General features: G+C 45.1%; 30 protein-coding genes. 1 reads left to right on the top strand and 29 read right to left on the bottom strand.

Annotation, left to right across the window (positions count from 1 at the left end; all coding sequences use genetic code 11):
• Positions 1–439 precede the first annotated feature (439 nt).
• A complete protein-coding gene (locus BTN98_RS20405) occupies positions 440–598 on the top strand; it encodes a hypothetical protein (protein WP_167390211.1) in 159 nt (52 codons plus the stop codon).
• A 10-nt stretch (positions 599–608) separates the two neighbouring features.
• Here the strand turns inward: BTN98_RS20405 and rplQ are convergent, their stop codons facing one another.
• The 29 genes from rplQ to BTN98_RS17645 form a co-directional block, all read right to left on the bottom strand.
• Entirely contained in the window at positions 609–992 is a 384-nt protein-coding gene (gene rplQ / locus BTN98_RS17785) for a 50S ribosomal protein L17 (RefSeq protein WP_005370955.1), read from the bottom strand.
• 34 nt (positions 993–1,026) lie between these two features.
• Positions 1,027–2,016 carry a DNA-directed RNA polymerase subunit alpha gene (locus BTN98_RS17780; protein ID WP_061000876.1) on the bottom strand — a complete coding sequence of 330 codons (990 nt, stop codon included), beginning with the start codon at positions 2,014–2,016 and terminating at the stop codon, positions 1,027–1,029.
• Between the two features lie 23 nt (positions 2,017–2,039).
• A complete protein-coding gene (rpsD, locus tag BTN98_RS17775) occupies positions 2,040–2,660 on the bottom strand; it encodes a 30S ribosomal protein S4 (RefSeq protein ID WP_061000877.1) in 621 nt (206 codons plus the stop codon).
• Positions 2,661–2,692: 32 nt separating this feature from the next.
• Entirely contained in the window at positions 2,693–3,082 is a 390-nt protein-coding gene (rpsK, locus tag BTN98_RS17770; protein WP_005370963.1) for a 30S ribosomal protein S11, read from the bottom strand.
• A gap of 19 nt (positions 3,083–3,101) precedes the next feature.
• Positions 3,102–3,458 carry a 30S ribosomal protein S13 gene (rpsM, locus tag BTN98_RS17765; RefSeq protein ID WP_005370966.1) on the bottom strand — a complete coding sequence of 119 codons (357 nt, stop codon included), beginning with the start codon at positions 3,456–3,458 and terminating at the stop codon, positions 3,102–3,104.
• 145 nt (positions 3,459–3,603) lie between these two features.
• Positions 3,604–3,717 carry a 50S ribosomal protein L36 gene (gene rpmJ, locus BTN98_RS17760; RefSeq protein WP_000868186.1) on the bottom strand — a complete coding sequence of 38 codons (114 nt, stop codon included), beginning with the start codon at positions 3,715–3,717 and terminating at the stop codon, positions 3,604–3,606.
• A 31-nt stretch (positions 3,718–3,748) separates the two neighbouring features.
• Positions 3,749–5,074 (bottom strand): preprotein translocase subunit SecY, encoded by a 1,326-nt coding sequence (gene secY, locus BTN98_RS17755; RefSeq protein WP_061000879.1) that lies wholly within the window; start codon positions 5,072–5,074, stop codon positions 3,749–3,751.
• Between the two features lie 22 nt (positions 5,075–5,096).
• The gene (rplO, locus tag BTN98_RS17750) at positions 5,097–5,531 is read right to left on the bottom strand and encodes a 50S ribosomal protein L15 (protein ID WP_036789641.1); all 435 of its coding nucleotides are present in this window, start codon (positions 5,529–5,531) and stop codon (positions 5,097–5,099) included.
• 5 nt (positions 5,532–5,536) lie between these two features.
• Positions 5,537–5,716, bottom strand: coding sequence for a 50S ribosomal protein L30 (gene rpmD, locus BTN98_RS17745; RefSeq protein ID WP_045032680.1), 180 nt, complete (start codon positions 5,714–5,716; stop codon positions 5,537–5,539).
• A 5-nt stretch (positions 5,717–5,721) separates the two neighbouring features.
• Positions 5,722–6,219: a 30S ribosomal protein S5 gene (rpsE, locus tag BTN98_RS17740; RefSeq protein WP_061000881.1), complete on the bottom strand. Its 498-nt coding sequence runs from the start codon at positions 6,217–6,219 to the stop codon at positions 5,722–5,724.
• 12 nt (positions 6,220–6,231) lie between these two features.
• On the bottom strand, positions 6,232–6,585 hold the full coding sequence (gene rplR, locus BTN98_RS17735) for a 50S ribosomal protein L18 (RefSeq protein WP_036789636.1): 354 nt from the start codon (positions 6,583–6,585) through the stop codon (positions 6,232–6,234).
• Between the two features lie 9 nt (positions 6,586–6,594).
• Entirely contained in the window at positions 6,595–7,128 is a 534-nt protein-coding gene (rplF, locus tag BTN98_RS17730) for a 50S ribosomal protein L6 (protein WP_061000883.1), read from the bottom strand.
• 12 nt (positions 7,129–7,140) lie between these two features.
• Entirely contained in the window at positions 7,141–7,533 is a 393-nt protein-coding gene (gene rpsH, locus BTN98_RS17725; RefSeq protein ID WP_045032673.1) for a 30S ribosomal protein S8, read from the bottom strand.
• A gap of 37 nt (positions 7,534–7,570) precedes the next feature.
• Positions 7,571–7,876, bottom strand: coding sequence for a 30S ribosomal protein S14 (rpsN, locus tag BTN98_RS17720; protein WP_005370985.1), 306 nt, complete (start codon positions 7,874–7,876; stop codon positions 7,571–7,573).
• 15 nt (positions 7,877–7,891) lie between these two features.
• Positions 7,892–8,431 (bottom strand): 50S ribosomal protein L5, encoded by a 540-nt coding sequence (gene rplE / locus BTN98_RS17715; RefSeq protein WP_036789621.1) that lies wholly within the window; start codon positions 8,429–8,431, stop codon positions 7,892–7,894.
• A 15-nt stretch (positions 8,432–8,446) separates the two neighbouring features.
• A complete protein-coding gene (gene rplX / locus BTN98_RS17710; RefSeq protein WP_036789611.1) occupies positions 8,447–8,758 on the bottom strand; it encodes a 50S ribosomal protein L24 in 312 nt (103 codons plus the stop codon).
• A 12-nt stretch (positions 8,759–8,770) separates the two neighbouring features.
• The gene (rplN, locus tag BTN98_RS17705) at positions 8,771–9,142 is read right to left on the bottom strand and encodes a 50S ribosomal protein L14 (protein WP_036789609.1); all 372 of its coding nucleotides are present in this window, start codon (positions 9,140–9,142) and stop codon (positions 8,771–8,773) included.
• 165 nt (positions 9,143–9,307) lie between these two features.
• Positions 9,308–9,562, bottom strand: a complete 255-nt coding sequence (rpsQ, locus tag BTN98_RS17700; RefSeq protein WP_061000885.1) for a 30S ribosomal protein S17 — start codon at positions 9,560–9,562, stop codon at positions 9,308–9,310.
• Positions 9,562–9,753: a 50S ribosomal protein L29 gene (gene rpmC, locus BTN98_RS17695; protein WP_036789604.1), complete on the bottom strand. Its 192-nt coding sequence runs from the start codon at positions 9,751–9,753 to the stop codon at positions 9,562–9,564. Before rpmC ends, rpsQ begins: the two co-directional genes overlap by 1 nt.
• A complete protein-coding gene (gene rplP / locus BTN98_RS17690; RefSeq protein WP_036789596.1) occupies positions 9,753–10,163 on the bottom strand; it encodes a 50S ribosomal protein L16 in 411 nt (136 codons plus the stop codon). The genes rpmC and rplP overlap by 1 nt, the downstream gene beginning before the upstream one ends.
• A gap of 11 nt (positions 10,164–10,174) precedes the next feature.
• Positions 10,175–10,864 (bottom strand): 30S ribosomal protein S3, encoded by a 690-nt coding sequence (gene rpsC / locus BTN98_RS17685; protein ID WP_036789594.1) that lies wholly within the window; start codon positions 10,862–10,864, stop codon positions 10,175–10,177.
• A gap of 19 nt (positions 10,865–10,883) precedes the next feature.
• The gene (gene rplV, locus BTN98_RS17680) at positions 10,884–11,216 is read right to left on the bottom strand and encodes a 50S ribosomal protein L22 (RefSeq protein WP_005302797.1); all 333 of its coding nucleotides are present in this window, start codon (positions 11,214–11,216) and stop codon (positions 10,884–10,886) included.
• Between the two features lie 10 nt (positions 11,217–11,226).
• Complete coding sequence (rpsS, locus tag BTN98_RS17675) at positions 11,227–11,505, bottom strand: 30S ribosomal protein S19 (protein WP_005302795.1); 279 nt, start codon at positions 11,503–11,505, stop codon at positions 11,227–11,229.
• A gap of 18 nt (positions 11,506–11,523) precedes the next feature.
• Positions 11,524–12,348: a 50S ribosomal protein L2 gene (rplB, locus tag BTN98_RS17670; protein ID WP_061000886.1), complete on the bottom strand. Its 825-nt coding sequence runs from the start codon at positions 12,346–12,348 to the stop codon at positions 11,524–11,526.
• A gap of 18 nt (positions 12,349–12,366) precedes the next feature.
• A complete protein-coding gene (gene rplW / locus BTN98_RS17665; RefSeq protein ID WP_036789589.1) occupies positions 12,367–12,669 on the bottom strand; it encodes a 50S ribosomal protein L23 in 303 nt (100 codons plus the stop codon).
• Positions 12,666–13,268, bottom strand: a complete 603-nt coding sequence (rplD, locus tag BTN98_RS17660; protein WP_036789587.1) for a 50S ribosomal protein L4 — start codon at positions 13,266–13,268, stop codon at positions 12,666–12,668. The genes rplW and rplD overlap by 4 nt, the downstream gene beginning before the upstream one ends.
• A gap of 16 nt (positions 13,269–13,284) precedes the next feature.
• Entirely contained in the window at positions 13,285–13,914 is a 630-nt protein-coding gene (rplC, locus tag BTN98_RS17655; RefSeq protein ID WP_036789584.1) for a 50S ribosomal protein L3, read from the bottom strand.
• Positions 13,915–13,928: 14 nt separating this feature from the next.
• The gene (gene rpsJ / locus BTN98_RS17650) at positions 13,929–14,240 is read right to left on the bottom strand and encodes a 30S ribosomal protein S10 (RefSeq protein ID WP_002541412.1); all 312 of its coding nucleotides are present in this window, start codon (positions 14,238–14,240) and stop codon (positions 13,929–13,931) included.
• A gap of 441 nt (positions 14,241–14,681) precedes the next feature.
• The coding region (locus BTN98_RS17645) for an EF-Tu C-terminal domain-related protein (RefSeq protein ID WP_477646136.1) at positions 14,682–14,797 on the bottom strand (116 nt) is incomplete at its 5' end.

The following is a 14,797-nucleotide window of genomic DNA, read 5'->3' as shown; positions in this document are numbered from 1 at the left end:
CAGTTATTTGTATTGGTCACTCAGTTCATTGATAAATCTTTCGACTTAACTATTCAACGAGTGCCCACACAGATTGCATGGTCAAATTGTTAAAGAACAATACTGATTTCGGTAACCGCTTGCGCCGTTGTCCGTGTCAGTGAGGTCGCATTATAGAGAGATTTTATCTGCTGACAAGCATATTTTTAATAAATAAAACCGTTTGCTTAATTTTAAGTCGAATTAAAAATAACTGTTACTTTTATGCTCACAATCAATCTAAATACAGTTTTTAGAGCACCTCTAAAATATCAATATAGTTATTATTATCTGCTCTAATTCTATAAAACGCCGATTAATCATGATGAGTAATACAATCAAGCATTAATAAAAGATGAGATATTGAAATAAGAGTCGTCTCTCACTAAGGACTATTTAGGTAAGCTGCAAACGAATACTATTGGAGAATAGATCTATAGAAGTAGAAGTAGAAGTAGAAGTAGAAGTAGAAGTAGAAGTAGAAGTAGAAGTAGAAGTAGAAAATGATAGTTTAGAATTAATTACAATAAAATATCCAAAAAAAAGCCGAGTCCAAGGACTCGGCTTTCTTCTTATTTAATGGCTAGTGCTTATTCAGCAGCAGCTTCTTCCTTTGCAGGACGGTCTAATAACTCGATGTAAGCCATAGGAGCTTTATCACCAGTACGGAATCCGCACTTCATGATACGAGTGTAACCACCAGGACGCGCTGCGAAGCGTGGACCTAGTTCATTAAATAATTTCGCAACAACTTCGTTATCACGAGTACGAGCGAATGCAAGACGACGGTTAGCAACACTGTCGGTCTTAGCTAGGGTAATCAAAGGCTCAATTACGCGACGTAGCTCTTTTGCTTTAGGCAAGGTAGTCTTAATTAATTCGTGACGTACCAGAGAGCTAGCCATGTTGCTGAACATCGCTTTACGATGACTGCTGTTGCGGTTGAGTTGACGACCACTCTTACGATGGCGCATGACCTAATCCTTCTAACTAGATATCAGTAAACTGTTAATCTTCAGCGATTGATGCAGGTGGCCAATTTTCTAGGCGCATACCTAGAGATAGACCACGAGAAGCTAATACATCTTTGATTTCTGTCAAAGACTTCTTACCAAGGTTTGGCGTTTTAAGAAGCTCAACCTCGGTACGCTGAACAAGATCACCGATGTAATGGATCGCTTCTGCTTTCAGACAGTTAGCAGAGCGAACAGTTAGTTCAAGATCGTCTACAGGACGCAGTAGGATCGGATCGAACTCCGGCTTCTCTTCTTTCTCTTCAGGAACTCGTACATCACGAAGATCTACAAATGCATCCAATTGTTCAGCAAGAATTGTTGCTGCACGACGGATAGCTTCCTCAGGATCAAGAGTACCATTAGTCTCCATATCGATTACTAGCTTGTCTAGGTCAGTACGTTGTTCTACACGTGCTGCCTCTACCGCGTAAGCGATACGGTCCACTGGGCTGTAAGTAGCATCTACTAACAAACGACCAATTGGACGCTCATCTTCTTCAGTGTGAATACGAGCTGATGCTGGTACGTAGCCGCGACCACGTTCTACCTTGATGCGCATGCTTAATTCAGCATTGTCATCAGTTAGATGGCAGATTACGTGTTCTGGGTTCGCAATCTCAACATCACCATCATGGGTGATGTCACCTGCAACAACAGGGCCTGCACCAGATTTGTTCAGAGTAAGAATAACTTCATCTTTACCCTCAACCTTAACGGCTAGACCTTTAAGGTTAAGAAGAATTTCAAGGATATCCTCCTGAACGCCTTCTTTGGTGCTGTACTCATGTAACACACCGTCGATTTCTACTTCAGTTACAGCACAACCTGGCATTGAAGGTAGCAAAATACGACGAAGAGCGTTTCCTAGAGTGTGGCCAAAACCACGCTCCAACGGCTCTAGAGTTACTTTTGCGTGCGTAGAGCTAACTTGTTCGATGTCAACTAGACGCGGCTTAAGAAATTCTGTTACAGAACCCTGCATTGTGTCCTCTCTTAACTGTAGCCTTACTTAGAGTAAAGCTCGACGATCAGGTGTTCGTTGATGTCGGCAGACAAATCAGAACGTTCTGGAAGACGCTTAAACGTACCTTCCATCTTGCTGCTGTCTACTTCGACCCAAGTCGGTAGTTCACGCTGTGTAGCAACTTCAAGAGCTGCTTTAATGCGTGCTTGGTTCTTAGCTTTCTCACGAATGCTAACAACGTCGTTTGCCGCTACCTTGAAAGAAGGAACGTTTACGACTTGACCGTTAACTAGAATCGCTTTGTGGCTTACCAATTGACGAGATTCAGCGCGAGTTGCACCAAAGCCCATGCGGTAAACTACGTTATCTAAACGACCTTCAAGAAGCTGAAGCAGGTTTTCACCTGTGTTACCCTTGATGCGGGCAGCTGTCTTGTAGTAGTTACGGAATTGTTTTTCTAGTACGCCATATGTACGACGAACTTTCTGCTTCTCACGAAGCTGAACGCCGTAATCAGATAGACGACCGCGACGAGCACCATGTTGGCCCGGAGCGTTATCAATCTTACACTTGGTATCAATCGCACGTACACCAGACTTAAGGAATAAGTCAGTGCCTTCGCGACGGCTAAGCTTAAGCTTAGGACCCAAATATCTTGCCATTTTCTTTCTCCAATATTCCTAGAAACTAAACGTTATACGCGACGTTTCTTAGGTGGACGACAACCGTTATGAGGGATCGGAGTCGCATCAACAATGTTAGTGATACGGAAACCCGCTGCGTTTAGAGCGCGGATTGTAGACTCACGACCAGGACCAGGGCCCTTAACCATAACTTCTAGGTTCTTAACGCCATATTCTTTGGCCATTTCACCACAACGCTCAGCAGCAACCTGTGCAGCGAACGGAGTAGATTTACGAGAACCACGGAAACCTGAACCACCTGCAGTTGCCCATGAAAGAGCATTACCTTGACGGTCAGTAATGGTTACGATTGTGTTGTTGAAAGAAGCATGGATGTGCGCAACGCCATCGGCTACTTGCTTGCGTACGCGCTTACGAGCGCGAGTTGGTTGTTTTGCCATTGTACTCTACCTTATCCGACTATTTTTTGATCGGCTTGCGCGGACCCTTGCGGGTACGTGCGTTGGTTTTAGTACGCTGTCCACGAAGAGGTAGACTGCGACGGTGACGAAGACCACGGTAACAACCAAGGTCCATAAGGCGCTTGATGTTCATGGAAATTTCACGACGAAGATCACCTTCTACAGTGTACTTAGCTACACCATCACGCAGTAGATCGATCTGTTCTTCAGTTAGTTCACTGATCTTAACATCTTCAGCAATACCGGTCTCAGCTAAGATAGCTTGAGAACGAGTCTTACCGATGCCGTAAATCGCAGTTAATGCAATTACAGCGTGTTTCTGATCAGGAATGTTAATGCCTGCAATACGGGCCACTATTCACTCCTAGTACTTTACAAGAATAACCGCTGCAGAGCCCGTTCAGGATACGCAGCGGTGGTACAATTCTTTTGCACATAACAAAAGATGGTTGACTAATTTAGCCAACCTATCTTCAATTTGCAAGAAATATTTCTGCTAATTAGCCTTGGCGTTGTTTATGCTTTGGCTCACTGCAAATTACACGCACAACACCGTTGCGCTTGATAACTTTACAGTTACGGCAGATTTTCTTAACGGAAGCACGAACTTTCATTGCTAAACTCCGTAAATATGGAAAACTAAACTTAGCGGCCGTAGCCTTTTAGATTAGCTTTTTTCAATACTGACTCATATTGTTGAGACATCAAATGTGTCTGAACTTGAGCCATGAAATCCATGATAACAACAACTACGATTAGTAAGGAAGTACCGCCGAAATAAAAGCGTACGTTCCATGCAATCATCATGAACTCGGGGATCAGACAGATAAAGGTGATATACAACGCACCCGCAAGGGTTAGTCGAGTCATTACTTTATCAATGTACATTGCGGTCTGTTCACCCGGGCGAATACCAGGTATGAATGCTCCAGACTTCTTCAAGTTATCAGCTGTCTCGCGAGGGTTAAACACCAACGCGGTATAGAAGAAACAGAAGAATATAATTGCAGCAGCGTAGAGCATTACATAAAGTGGCTGTCCTGGACTAAGAGCAAGTGAAATATCACTTAACCAGCCAAGACCTTCACTTTGTCCAAACCACTGAGCCAGTGTGCCTGGAAACAGAATAATACTCGATGCGAAAATTGCTGGGATTACACCGGCCATGTTGATTTTCAACGGCAAGTGTGTGCTCTGCGCAGCAAAGACACGACGGCCTTGTTGACGCTTAGCGTAGTTAACGACGATACGACGTTGACCACGTTCCATGAACACTACAAAGTAAATCACAGCAAAAGATATAACCGCAATTAACAGTAGAAGAAGTACGTGCAATTCACCTTGACGCGCTTGCTCTACGGTCTGTCCAATAGCTGGCGGCAAACCAGCAACGATACCAGTGAAAATAATCACAGATATACCGTTACCAATGCCACGCTCGGTAACTTGCTCACCTAACCACATTAAGAACATGGTACCAGTAACCAAACTAACCACGGCAACAAAATAGAAACTAGGACCTGGATTATGTACCAGACCTGGAATCATACTTGGTAACCCCGTTGCAATACCAATTGCTTGGAAGGTTGCCAATACAAGCGTACCGTATCGGGTGTACTGACTAATCTTACGACGGCCAGCTTCACCTTCTTTCTTCAACTCAGCCAAGGCTGGATGAACTACTGTTAGCAGCTGGACAATAATAGACGCAGAAATATACGGCATTATGCCCAGAGCTAAAATAGAAGCACGCGAGAGTGCACCACCAGAGAACATGTTAAACATCTCAATGATGGTACCCTTTTGCTGCTCGAACAGACTGGCAAGTACAGTAGCGTCAATACCAGGAATAGGCACAAAGGATCCAGCTCGGAATATTAATATCGCACCTAATACAAAGAGAAGGCGTGACTTAAGCTCTGCTAGGCCACCTTGTCCACTACGAAAATCTTGTCCTGGTTGTTTAGCCATCTGTACCTCATCCTCGAGTTAATTATTCCTCGATTTTACCGCCAGCAGCTTCGATAGCAGCTAAAGCGCCTTTAGTAACGCGTAGGCCTTTCACTGTTACTGAACGAGCGATATCACCAGAAAGTACAACTTTCACGAACTTAATGTCCTTAGTGATAACATTCGCAGCTTTTAGTGTTTCAAGGCTTACAACATCACCTTCAACTTTCGCTAGCTCTGCTAGACGAACTTCAGCTGTTACTAGGCTCTTACGAGACGTAAAACCGAACTTTGGTAGACGCTGTTTCAAAGGCATTTGACCGCCTTCAAAACCTGGGCGAACAGAACCACCTGAACGTGATTTCTGACCTTTAACACCACGGCCACAAGTTTTACCTAGACCTGAACCGATACCACGGCCTACGCGCTTCGCAGAAGGCTTAGAACCAGCAGCCGGTGATAGAGTATTCAAACGCATACTGATTACTCCTCAACTTTAACCATGTAGTGAACTTTATTGATCATGCCGCGTACGCAAGCAGTATCTTCAAGTTCAACAGTGTGGTTGATGCGACGAAGGCCTAGGCCGCGCAAAGTAGCTTTATGCTTCGGTAAACGACCGATAGAGCTCTTTGTTTGGGTTACTTTAATAGTTTTAGCCATGTCGATTACTCCAGAATTTCTTTAACAGAAAGACCACGTTTTGCAGCGATCATTTCTGGAGAGTTCATTCCACTTAAACCAGCAATCGTTGCGCGAACAACGTTGATTGGGTTAGTAGAACCGTATGTTTTTGCTAGTACGTTACGGATACCCGCAACTTCTAGCACTGCACGCATTGCGCCACCGGCGATGATACCAGTACCTTCTGATGCAGGCTGCATGTACACTTGAGAACCAGTGTGACGGCCTTTAACAGCGTGGTGAAGAGTACCTTCGTTGATTGCGATCGTAACCATGTTACGACGTGCTTTTTCCATCGCTTTCTGGATTGCAGCTGGCACTTCACGTGCTTTACCGTAACCAAAACCGATGCGACCGTTACCGTCACCAACTACTGTTAGCGCAGTAAAGCTGAAAATACGACCACCTTTAACCGTTTTTGAAACACGGTTAACAGCGATCAGTTTTTCATTCAAATCTGATTGTGTCTTTTCGTTAGCCATCTTCCGCCTACCTTAGAATTTCAGACCAGCTTCACGAGCAGCTTCTGCTAGTGTCGCGATACGGCCGTGGTATTGGAAACCAGAGCGATCAAATGCAACGTTAGAGATGCCTTTTTCAATCGCGCGCTCAGCAATAGTTTTACCTACAACTGCAGCAGCGTCTTTGTTTCCGGTACTCTTAACTTGCTCACGGATCGCTTTTTCTAAAGTAGAAGCGGCTGCGATAACCTCAGAGCCGTTCGGTGCAATTACCTGAGCGTACACGTGACGTGGAGTACGGTGTACAACTAGGCGAGTTGCGCCCAGTTCAGCAATCTTACGACGTGCTCGGGTCGCACGACGGATACGAGATGCTTTCTTATCCATAGTGTTACCTTACTTCTTCTTAGCTTCTTTAGTACGCACAACTTCGTCGGCGTAACGAACACCTTTACCTTTATAAGGTTCAGGGCTACGGTAAGCGCGAATATCAGCAGCTACCTGACCAACCAACTGCTTATCAGTACCTGTAAGTACGATTTCAGTTTGTGATGGACATTCAGCTTTGATACCTGCTGGAAGTTCGTGCTCAACTGGATGAGAGAAACCTAGAGTTAGACCTACAGCGTTGCCTTTGATAGCAGCACGGTAACCAACACCCTTAAGAGTCAGCTTCTTAGTGAAGCCTTCGGTAACACCAACAACCATGTTGTTAACTAGTGCACGAGCAGTACCTGCTTGTGCCCAAGCTTTATCGAACCCTTCACGAGGACCGAAAGTAACTTTGTTCTCTTCCAAAGTTAGAACTACTGCTGGGTTCATCATGCGAACTAGTTCGCCTTTAGAACCTTTAACAGTAATTTCCTGACCGTTAAGCTTAACTTCTACGCCGGCAGGGAAAACTACTGGTGCTTTTGCAACACGAGACATGTTCTACTCCTATTATGCTACGTAGCAGATAATCTCACCGCCAAGACCCGCTTTGCGTGCAGCGCGGTCGGTCATAAGACCCTTGGAAGTGGAAACGATAGCAATACCAAGGCCACCCATCACTGATGGTAGCGCACCTTTTTTCTTGTAGATGCGTAGACCAGGACGTGATACACGTTGGATTTGCTCAATAACTGGGTTAGCTTCGAAGTACTTAAGAGTAACTTCTAGCTCTGGCTTAACTTCACCTGTTACAGTGTAGTCTGCCACGAAACCTTCTTCTTGTAATAATGCTGCAATTGCAACTTTAAGCTTAGAAGATGGCATTTTAACAGCAACTTTTTTCGCTGCCTGACCGTTACGAAGACGGGTCAGCATATCCGAAATCGGATCTTGCATGCTCATAAGTTAATACTCCGTGATTCTGAATTGCTTACTGGTATTACCAGCTTGCTTTACGTAGACCCGGAATCTCGCCTTTCATGCAAGCTTCACGAACCTTGATACGGCTAAGACCGAACTTACGTAGGTAGCCGTGTGGACGTCCAGTCTGGTTACAGCGATTACGCTGACGAGACTTCGCAGAATCACGTGGTAGTGACTGAAGTTTAAGCACTGCATTCCAGCGATCTTCTTCAGACGCATTCACGTCGCTAATTAGAGCTTTTAGCGCAGCACGCTTTTCAGCGAACTTAGCTACTAGCTTGGCACGTTTAGCTTCACGTGCCTTCATTGATTCTTTAGCCATTAGTAACCCTTACTTTTACTTACGGAATGGGAAGTTAAAAGCAGACAGTAGAGCTAGAGCTTCTTCATCAGATTTAGCAGAAGTAGTGATTGTGATATCTAAACCACGTACACGATCTACTTTATCGAAATCGATTTCTGGGAAGATGATCTGCTCACGAACGCCCATGCTGTAGTTACCACGACCATCGAATGATTTCGGGTTTAAACCACGGAAATCTCGAATACGAGGTACAGCAATTGAAATTAGACGCTCGAAAAAGTCCCACATACGCTCGCCACGTAAGGTTACTTTACAGCCAATAGGGTAGCCCTCACGGATCTTAAAGCCTGCAACTGACTTGCGTGCTACTGTGATTAGCGGCTTCTGACCTGCAATTGCAGTCATGTCAGCAGCAGCGTTTTCTAGCAGCTTCTTGTCGTTGATAGCTTCGCCCACACCCATGTTAAGTGTGATCTTTTCGATCCTTGGGACTTGCATGATACTCTTGTATTCGAACTTGCCAGCAAGGTCTTTTACAACAGTCTCTTTGTAGTAATCATGCAGTTTCGCCATAGTACTACTCCAAACTTACTTGATAGTTTCGCCAGTCGATTTAAAGAAACGAACTTTTTTGTCGTCTTCAAATCGGAAGCCTACACGGTCCGCTTTACCTTGACCGTTAACGATAGCAACATTAGACGCATCGATCGCAGCTTCCTGCTCAACAATACCGCCTTGAACACCCATTGCCGGAACCGGCTTCTGGTGTTTCTTAACCATGTTAATACCTTCAACGATAACTTTACCGGTTGCTAGAACCTTAGTTACCTTACCAGTCTTGCCTTTATCTTTACCAGCAAGAATGATAACTTCGTCGTTACGACGGATTTTAGCTGCCATTATAGTCGCTCCTTAAAGTACTTCTGGCGCTAGTGATACAATCTTCATGAATTTCGTATTACGAAGTTCACGAGTCACAGGGCCAAAGATACGGGTACCGATAGGTTGCTCAGTAGTGTCGTTCAACAATACGCAAGCATTACGGTCAAAGCGAATGACAGAGCCATCTTGACGACGAACGCCTTTACGGGTGCGTACAACCACCGCTTTCAGGACATCACCTTTCTTAACTTTACCGCGTGGAATTGCTTCCTTTACAGTAATCTTGATGATGTCACCGATATGTGCATAGCGACGGTGAGAACCACCCAGAACCTTAATACACATTACGCTACGTGCGCCGGAGTTATCCGCAGCATCAAGCATACTTTGCATTTGGATCATGTTAGTGCTCCGCTAATTTAAAACATCTAGACCCAAATCGAGTCGATATGCCTTTTCTTCAAAGGCGGCGAATAATAACACCATTTTCGACCGATGGGTAGATAAAAAAATGAACGGCCCTAAGTTTTTCAGGGCCGCTTACTTAAATAGCTGAAAAGTCAGTAATTAGATACGTGCTTTTTCAACTACGCGTACCAGTGTCCAAGACTTAGTCTTTGACATTGGACGGCACTCACGAACTTCAACCATGTCGCCTAGGCCACATTCGTTGTTTTCGTCATGTGCATGAAGCTTAGTCGTGCGTGTGATGTACTTACCGTAAATCGGGTGCTTCACTTTACGCTCGATAGCAACAACAATAGACTTATCGCCTTTGTCGCTAACTACACGACCAAGCTGAGTACGGATTTGATCGCTCATTATGCGCCAGCCTTCTCAGTCAGTACAGTTTTAACACGTGCGATATCACGACGTACAGTTTTAAGATTATGAGTCTGCTGTAGTTGACCAGTCGCAGCTTGCATGCGCAAGTTAAACTGTTCACGTAGCAAATTCACAAGCTCTGCATTAAGCTCTTCAACGCTTTTAGCGCGTAGATCTAGTGCATTCATCACATCACCGCCTTAATTACGAATGTTGTCTTGATTGGTAGCTTACGTGCAGCAAGATTAAATGCTTCACGAGCTAGTGCTTCAGGAACACCACCCATTTCGTATAGAACTTTACCTGGTTGAATCTGTGCAACCCAGTACTCCACACTACCTTTACCTTTACCTTGACGAACTTCAAGAGGCTTAGAAGTGATTGGTTTGTCTGGGAATACACGAATCCAGATTTGGCCCTGACGTTTTACATGACGAGTCATAGCACGACGTGCAGCTTCGATCTGACGAGCAGTTAGTCGACCACGACCAACAGCTTTAAGACCAAATTGACCAAAGCTTACATCAGTACCGTTCGCTAAACCGCGGTTACGACCTTTAAAGGCCTTGCGGAATTTAGTGCGTTTAGGTTGCAGCATCAATAAACTCCTTATTTACGGCTTTTGCGCTGCTTCTTAGGCTTGTCAGCCTTTGGCTCTTCAACCGGCATGCCGCCTAGAACTTCACCTTTGAAGATCCAAACTTTAACGCCGATAACACCGTATTGGGTGTGAGCCGAAGAAGTTGCGTAATCAATGTCAGCACGAAGAGTGTGTAGAGGCACACGGCCTTCACGGTACCACTCAGTACGTGCGATTTCAGCACCGCCAAGACGGCCGCTTACTTCAACTTTGATACCCTTAGCGCCAAGACGCATAGCGTTTTGAACTGCACGCTTCATCGCGCGACGGAACATAACACGACGCTCTAGTTGAGACGAAATGCTGTCTGCTACTAGTTGACCATCTAGTTCTGGTTTACGTACTTCAGCGATGTTGATCTGAGCTGGAACGCCCGCGATCTTCGCAACTGCTGCACGTAGTTTCTCTACGTCTTCGCCTTTCTTACCGATTACTACGCCTGGACGAGCAGTGTGAATAGTCACACGGATGCTCTTAGCAGGACGCTCGATAACGATGCGTGATAGAGATGCTTTTGCTAGTTCCTTAGTAAGGAACTGGCGTACCTTGAAATCGCCGTCTAGGTTGTCAGCGAATTCTTGGCTGTTAGCAAACCAAGTGGTATTCCAAGGCTTACAGATGCCTAAACGAATACCATTAGGATGTACTTTCTGACCCATTGCTTTCTCTCCTAGTCTCTTAGCGGTCTGCTACAACAACAGTGATGTGGCTAGAACGCTTCAAGATGCGATCGGCACGGCCTTTAGCACGAGGCATAATACGCTTCATGGTAGGACCTTCGTCAACGAAGATTTTAGCAACATTAAGATCATCAATGTCTGCGCCTTCGTTGTGTTCTGCGTTAGCGATAGCTGACTCTAGAACTTTCTTGATTAAATCAGCAGCTTTTTTGTTGCTGAAGTTAAGAATTTCTAGAGCTTGAGCAACTGGCTTACCGCGCAGTTGATCTGCAACCAAACGAGCTTTTTGCGGCGAAATGCGAGCAAAGCGATGTTTAGCGATAGCTTCCATTACCTACTCCTTAGCGCTTTTTAGCTTTCTTATCCGCAGCATGACCGCGGTAAGTACGTGTTGGTGCAAATTCGCCTAGCTTGTGACCGATCATTTCTTCAGAAACGAAAACAGGAACGTGCTGACGACCATTATGGACAGCGATGGTCAAACCGATCATCTGAGGGATGATCATTGAGCGACGGGACCAAGTCTTAACAGGCTTTTTGTCTCCGCTTTCCAACGCTTTCTCTACCTTCTTCAGCAAGTGTAGGTCAATGAATGGACCTTTCTTGAGAGAACGTGGCATGGCGTATCCTCTTTATAATTACTTATTACGACGACGTACGATGTACTTGTCGGTGCGCTTGTTGCTACGAGTCTTATAACCCTTAGTTGGAACGCCCCAAGGTGTTACTGGATGACGACCGCCTGATGTACGACCTTCACCACCACCGTGTGGGTGATCCACTGGGTTCATTACAACACCACGTACAGTTGGACGAACACCGCGCCAGCGTGAAGCACCAGCTTTACCTAGCTCACGTAGCATGTGTTCTGCGTTACCAACTTCACCTAGAGTCGCACGACCTTCAGCAAGAACTTTACGCATTTCACCAGAACGTAGACGTAGAGTCACATAAGTGCCTGCACGTGCAATGATCTGAGCGTATGCACCAGCTGAACGAGCCAGCTGTGCACCTTTACCAGGCTTAAGTTCAACACAGTGTACTGTTGAACCTACTGGGATGTTGCGCATTGGTAAAGTGTTACCAACTTTGATAGCAGCATCTTCGCCAGACTGGATCATATCACCAGCTTGGATACCTTTAGGTGCGATAATGTAGCGGCGCTCACCGTCTGCGTACAGAACTAGAGCAATGTTTGCGCTACGGTTTGGATCGTATTCTAGACGCTCAACTTTCGCTGGGATGCCATCTTTAGTACGTTTAAAGTCAATTAGACGGTAGTGTTGTTTGTTACCACCACCGATATGACGTACTGTGATACGACCGTTATTGTTACGACCACCTGACTTAGAGTTTTTCTCTAGTAGTGGTGCGTACGGCTTACCCTTATGCAGGTCAGAGTTAACCACTTTTACTACGTGGCGACGACCTGGGGAAGTCGGCTTACATTTTACAATAGCCATTCTTCTTTGCTCCTAGCCTTACTCTGCACTACCAGCGAAGTCGATGTCTTGACCTTCTTTCAAGATAACATACGCTTTCTTCACGTCTGAACGACGGCCTTGGCGCATACCTTGACGTTTGGTCTTACCCTTAGTGATAAGAGTATTTACAGACTTAACTTCAACCTCAAACAGTTTTTCAACTGCTGCTTTGATCTCTCTCTTTGTCGCAGTAATAGCAACTTTAAACACGATAGTATTCGCGTTTTCAGCAGCCATTGATGCTTTTTCAGAGATGTGCGGAGCACGTAGAACTTTTAAAATACGCTCTTCAGTGATCATGCTAGCATCTCCTCAATTGCTTTAACTGCAGCTGCAGTCATTACAATTTTATCGAAAGCGATCAAGCTAACTGGATCGATTGCCGCTGCATCACGTACGTCTACTTTGTATAGGTTACGTGCTGCAAGGAATAGATTCTCATCTAGTTCGCCAGTTACGATTAGTGCATCAGTTAGCTCAAGCTCTTTAAGCTTAGCAACTAGTGCTTTTGTCTTTGGTGCTTCTAGAGTGAAGTTTTCAACAACGATTAAACGCTCTTGACGAACTAACTCAGAAAGAATGCTCTTCATAGCACCGCGGTACATTTTCTTGTTTACTTTTTGGCTGTGATCCTGAGGACGAGCAGCGAAAGTAACACCACCAGAACGCCATAGCGGACTGCGGATTGTACCTGCACGAGCGCGACCAGTACCCTTCTGGCGCCATGGCTTAGCGCCACCACCAGAAACGTCTGAACGAGTCTTCTGAGCACGTGTACCCTGACGAGCACCTGCTGCAAACGCAACAACTACTTGGTGTACAAGCGCTTCATTGAAATCACGCCCAAAAGTAGTTTCGGAGACAGTTAGCGCGTTAGCGCCTTTGACTACCAATTCCATTACTAACTCCTCGACGTTACGCTTTAACAGCTGGTTTAACGATCACGTTACCGCCTGTAGCACCAGGGACTGCACCTTTAATAAGAAGCAGATTGCGCTCAGCGTCAACACGTACGATCTCTAGGTTTTGAGTCGTTACACGCTCAGCACCCATATGACCAGCCATTTTCTTGCCTTTAAATACACGACCTGGAGTTTGACATTGGCCAATTGAACCCGGAGCGCGGTGAGACAAGGAGTTACCATGGGTCATATCTTGAGTACGGAAGTTCCAGCGCTTAATAGCACCTTGGAAGCCCTTACCTTTAGATGTACCAGTAACGTCTACTTTTTTAATTTCGTTAAAGATTTCAACACTTAGCTCAGCGCCAACTGCGAATTCTTCATTATTTTCTAGACGGAATTCCCAAAGACCGCGACCAGCTTCTACACCTGCTTTCGCAAAGTGACCAGCTTCTGGCTTAGATACGCGGCTAGCTTTCTTAGTTCCAGCTGTTACTTGAATAGCGTTGTAACCGTCAGTTTCTACAGATTTAACCTGAGTAACGCGGTTGTTTTCAACTTCAACAACAGTAACTGGAATAGAAATGCCATCTTCGGTAAAGATGCGGGTCATGCCCACTTTACGACCGATTAGACCAATCATTCTCTTATCTCCCCTTAACCTAGGCTGATCTGTACGTCAACGCCAGCAGCTAGATCTAGACGCATCAGAGCATCAACAGTTTTGTCTGTAGGCTCAACGATGTCGATAAGGCGCTTGTGTGTACGAATTTCGTACTGGTCACGTGCGTCCTTATTAACGTGTGGAGAAATAAGAACAGTGAAGCGCTCTTTGCGAGTAGGAAGAGGGATTGGACCCTTAACCTGTGCGCCAGTACGCTTAGCTGTTTCAACGATTTCCGCAGTAGACTGGTCGATCAAACGATGATCGAACGCCTTTAGGCGGATACGAATACGTTGGTTCTGCATTAGACAGAGCTCCAAATAAAAATTACACAAACAATATCGCCACTCACGTTCGTAAAGACGAAGGAATGTCGATTGATTTATGTGAACGTAGCATCCCTATCGGATGCATTGTCAGCCAATTTAATGACTGCGAACATAAGTCAGAGTTTTCATTATGAAACATACTTGGCAAGCCAGTAGTAAGTTTCTCCTCAACGCTTATTGGTTCACAACAGCACTTACAAGACTTCGTCTCAGGCAGTGTCGAGCATTATACAGATCACATTTTTGAAATCAAGCCTTGATCGATAAATAAACAACCTTCTAATTGTTGCTCTTTATTATCAATAGCTTAATTGTAATGATTTGTCTGCCCTACCCGTTTAAGGCGTTATCTATATAGTTATCCATATAAAAAAGGGAGCCTAAGCTCCCTTTTTTGTACGTAAGTACTAAATGTTATTAAGCAACGATAGTTGCAACAACACCAGCACCAACTGTACGGCCACCTTCACGGATAGCAAAACGTAGACCTTCGTCCATCGCGATAGGTGCGATTAGAGTAACAGTCATTGAGA

The sequence above is a fragment of the Photobacterium aquimaris genome (genome assembly GCF_002954455.1).
Taxonomy (GTDB): domain Bacteria; phylum Pseudomonadota; class Gammaproteobacteria; order Enterobacterales; family Vibrionaceae; genus Photobacterium; species Photobacterium aquimaris.
This window is presented reverse-complemented; position numbering and strand designations above follow the sequence as displayed.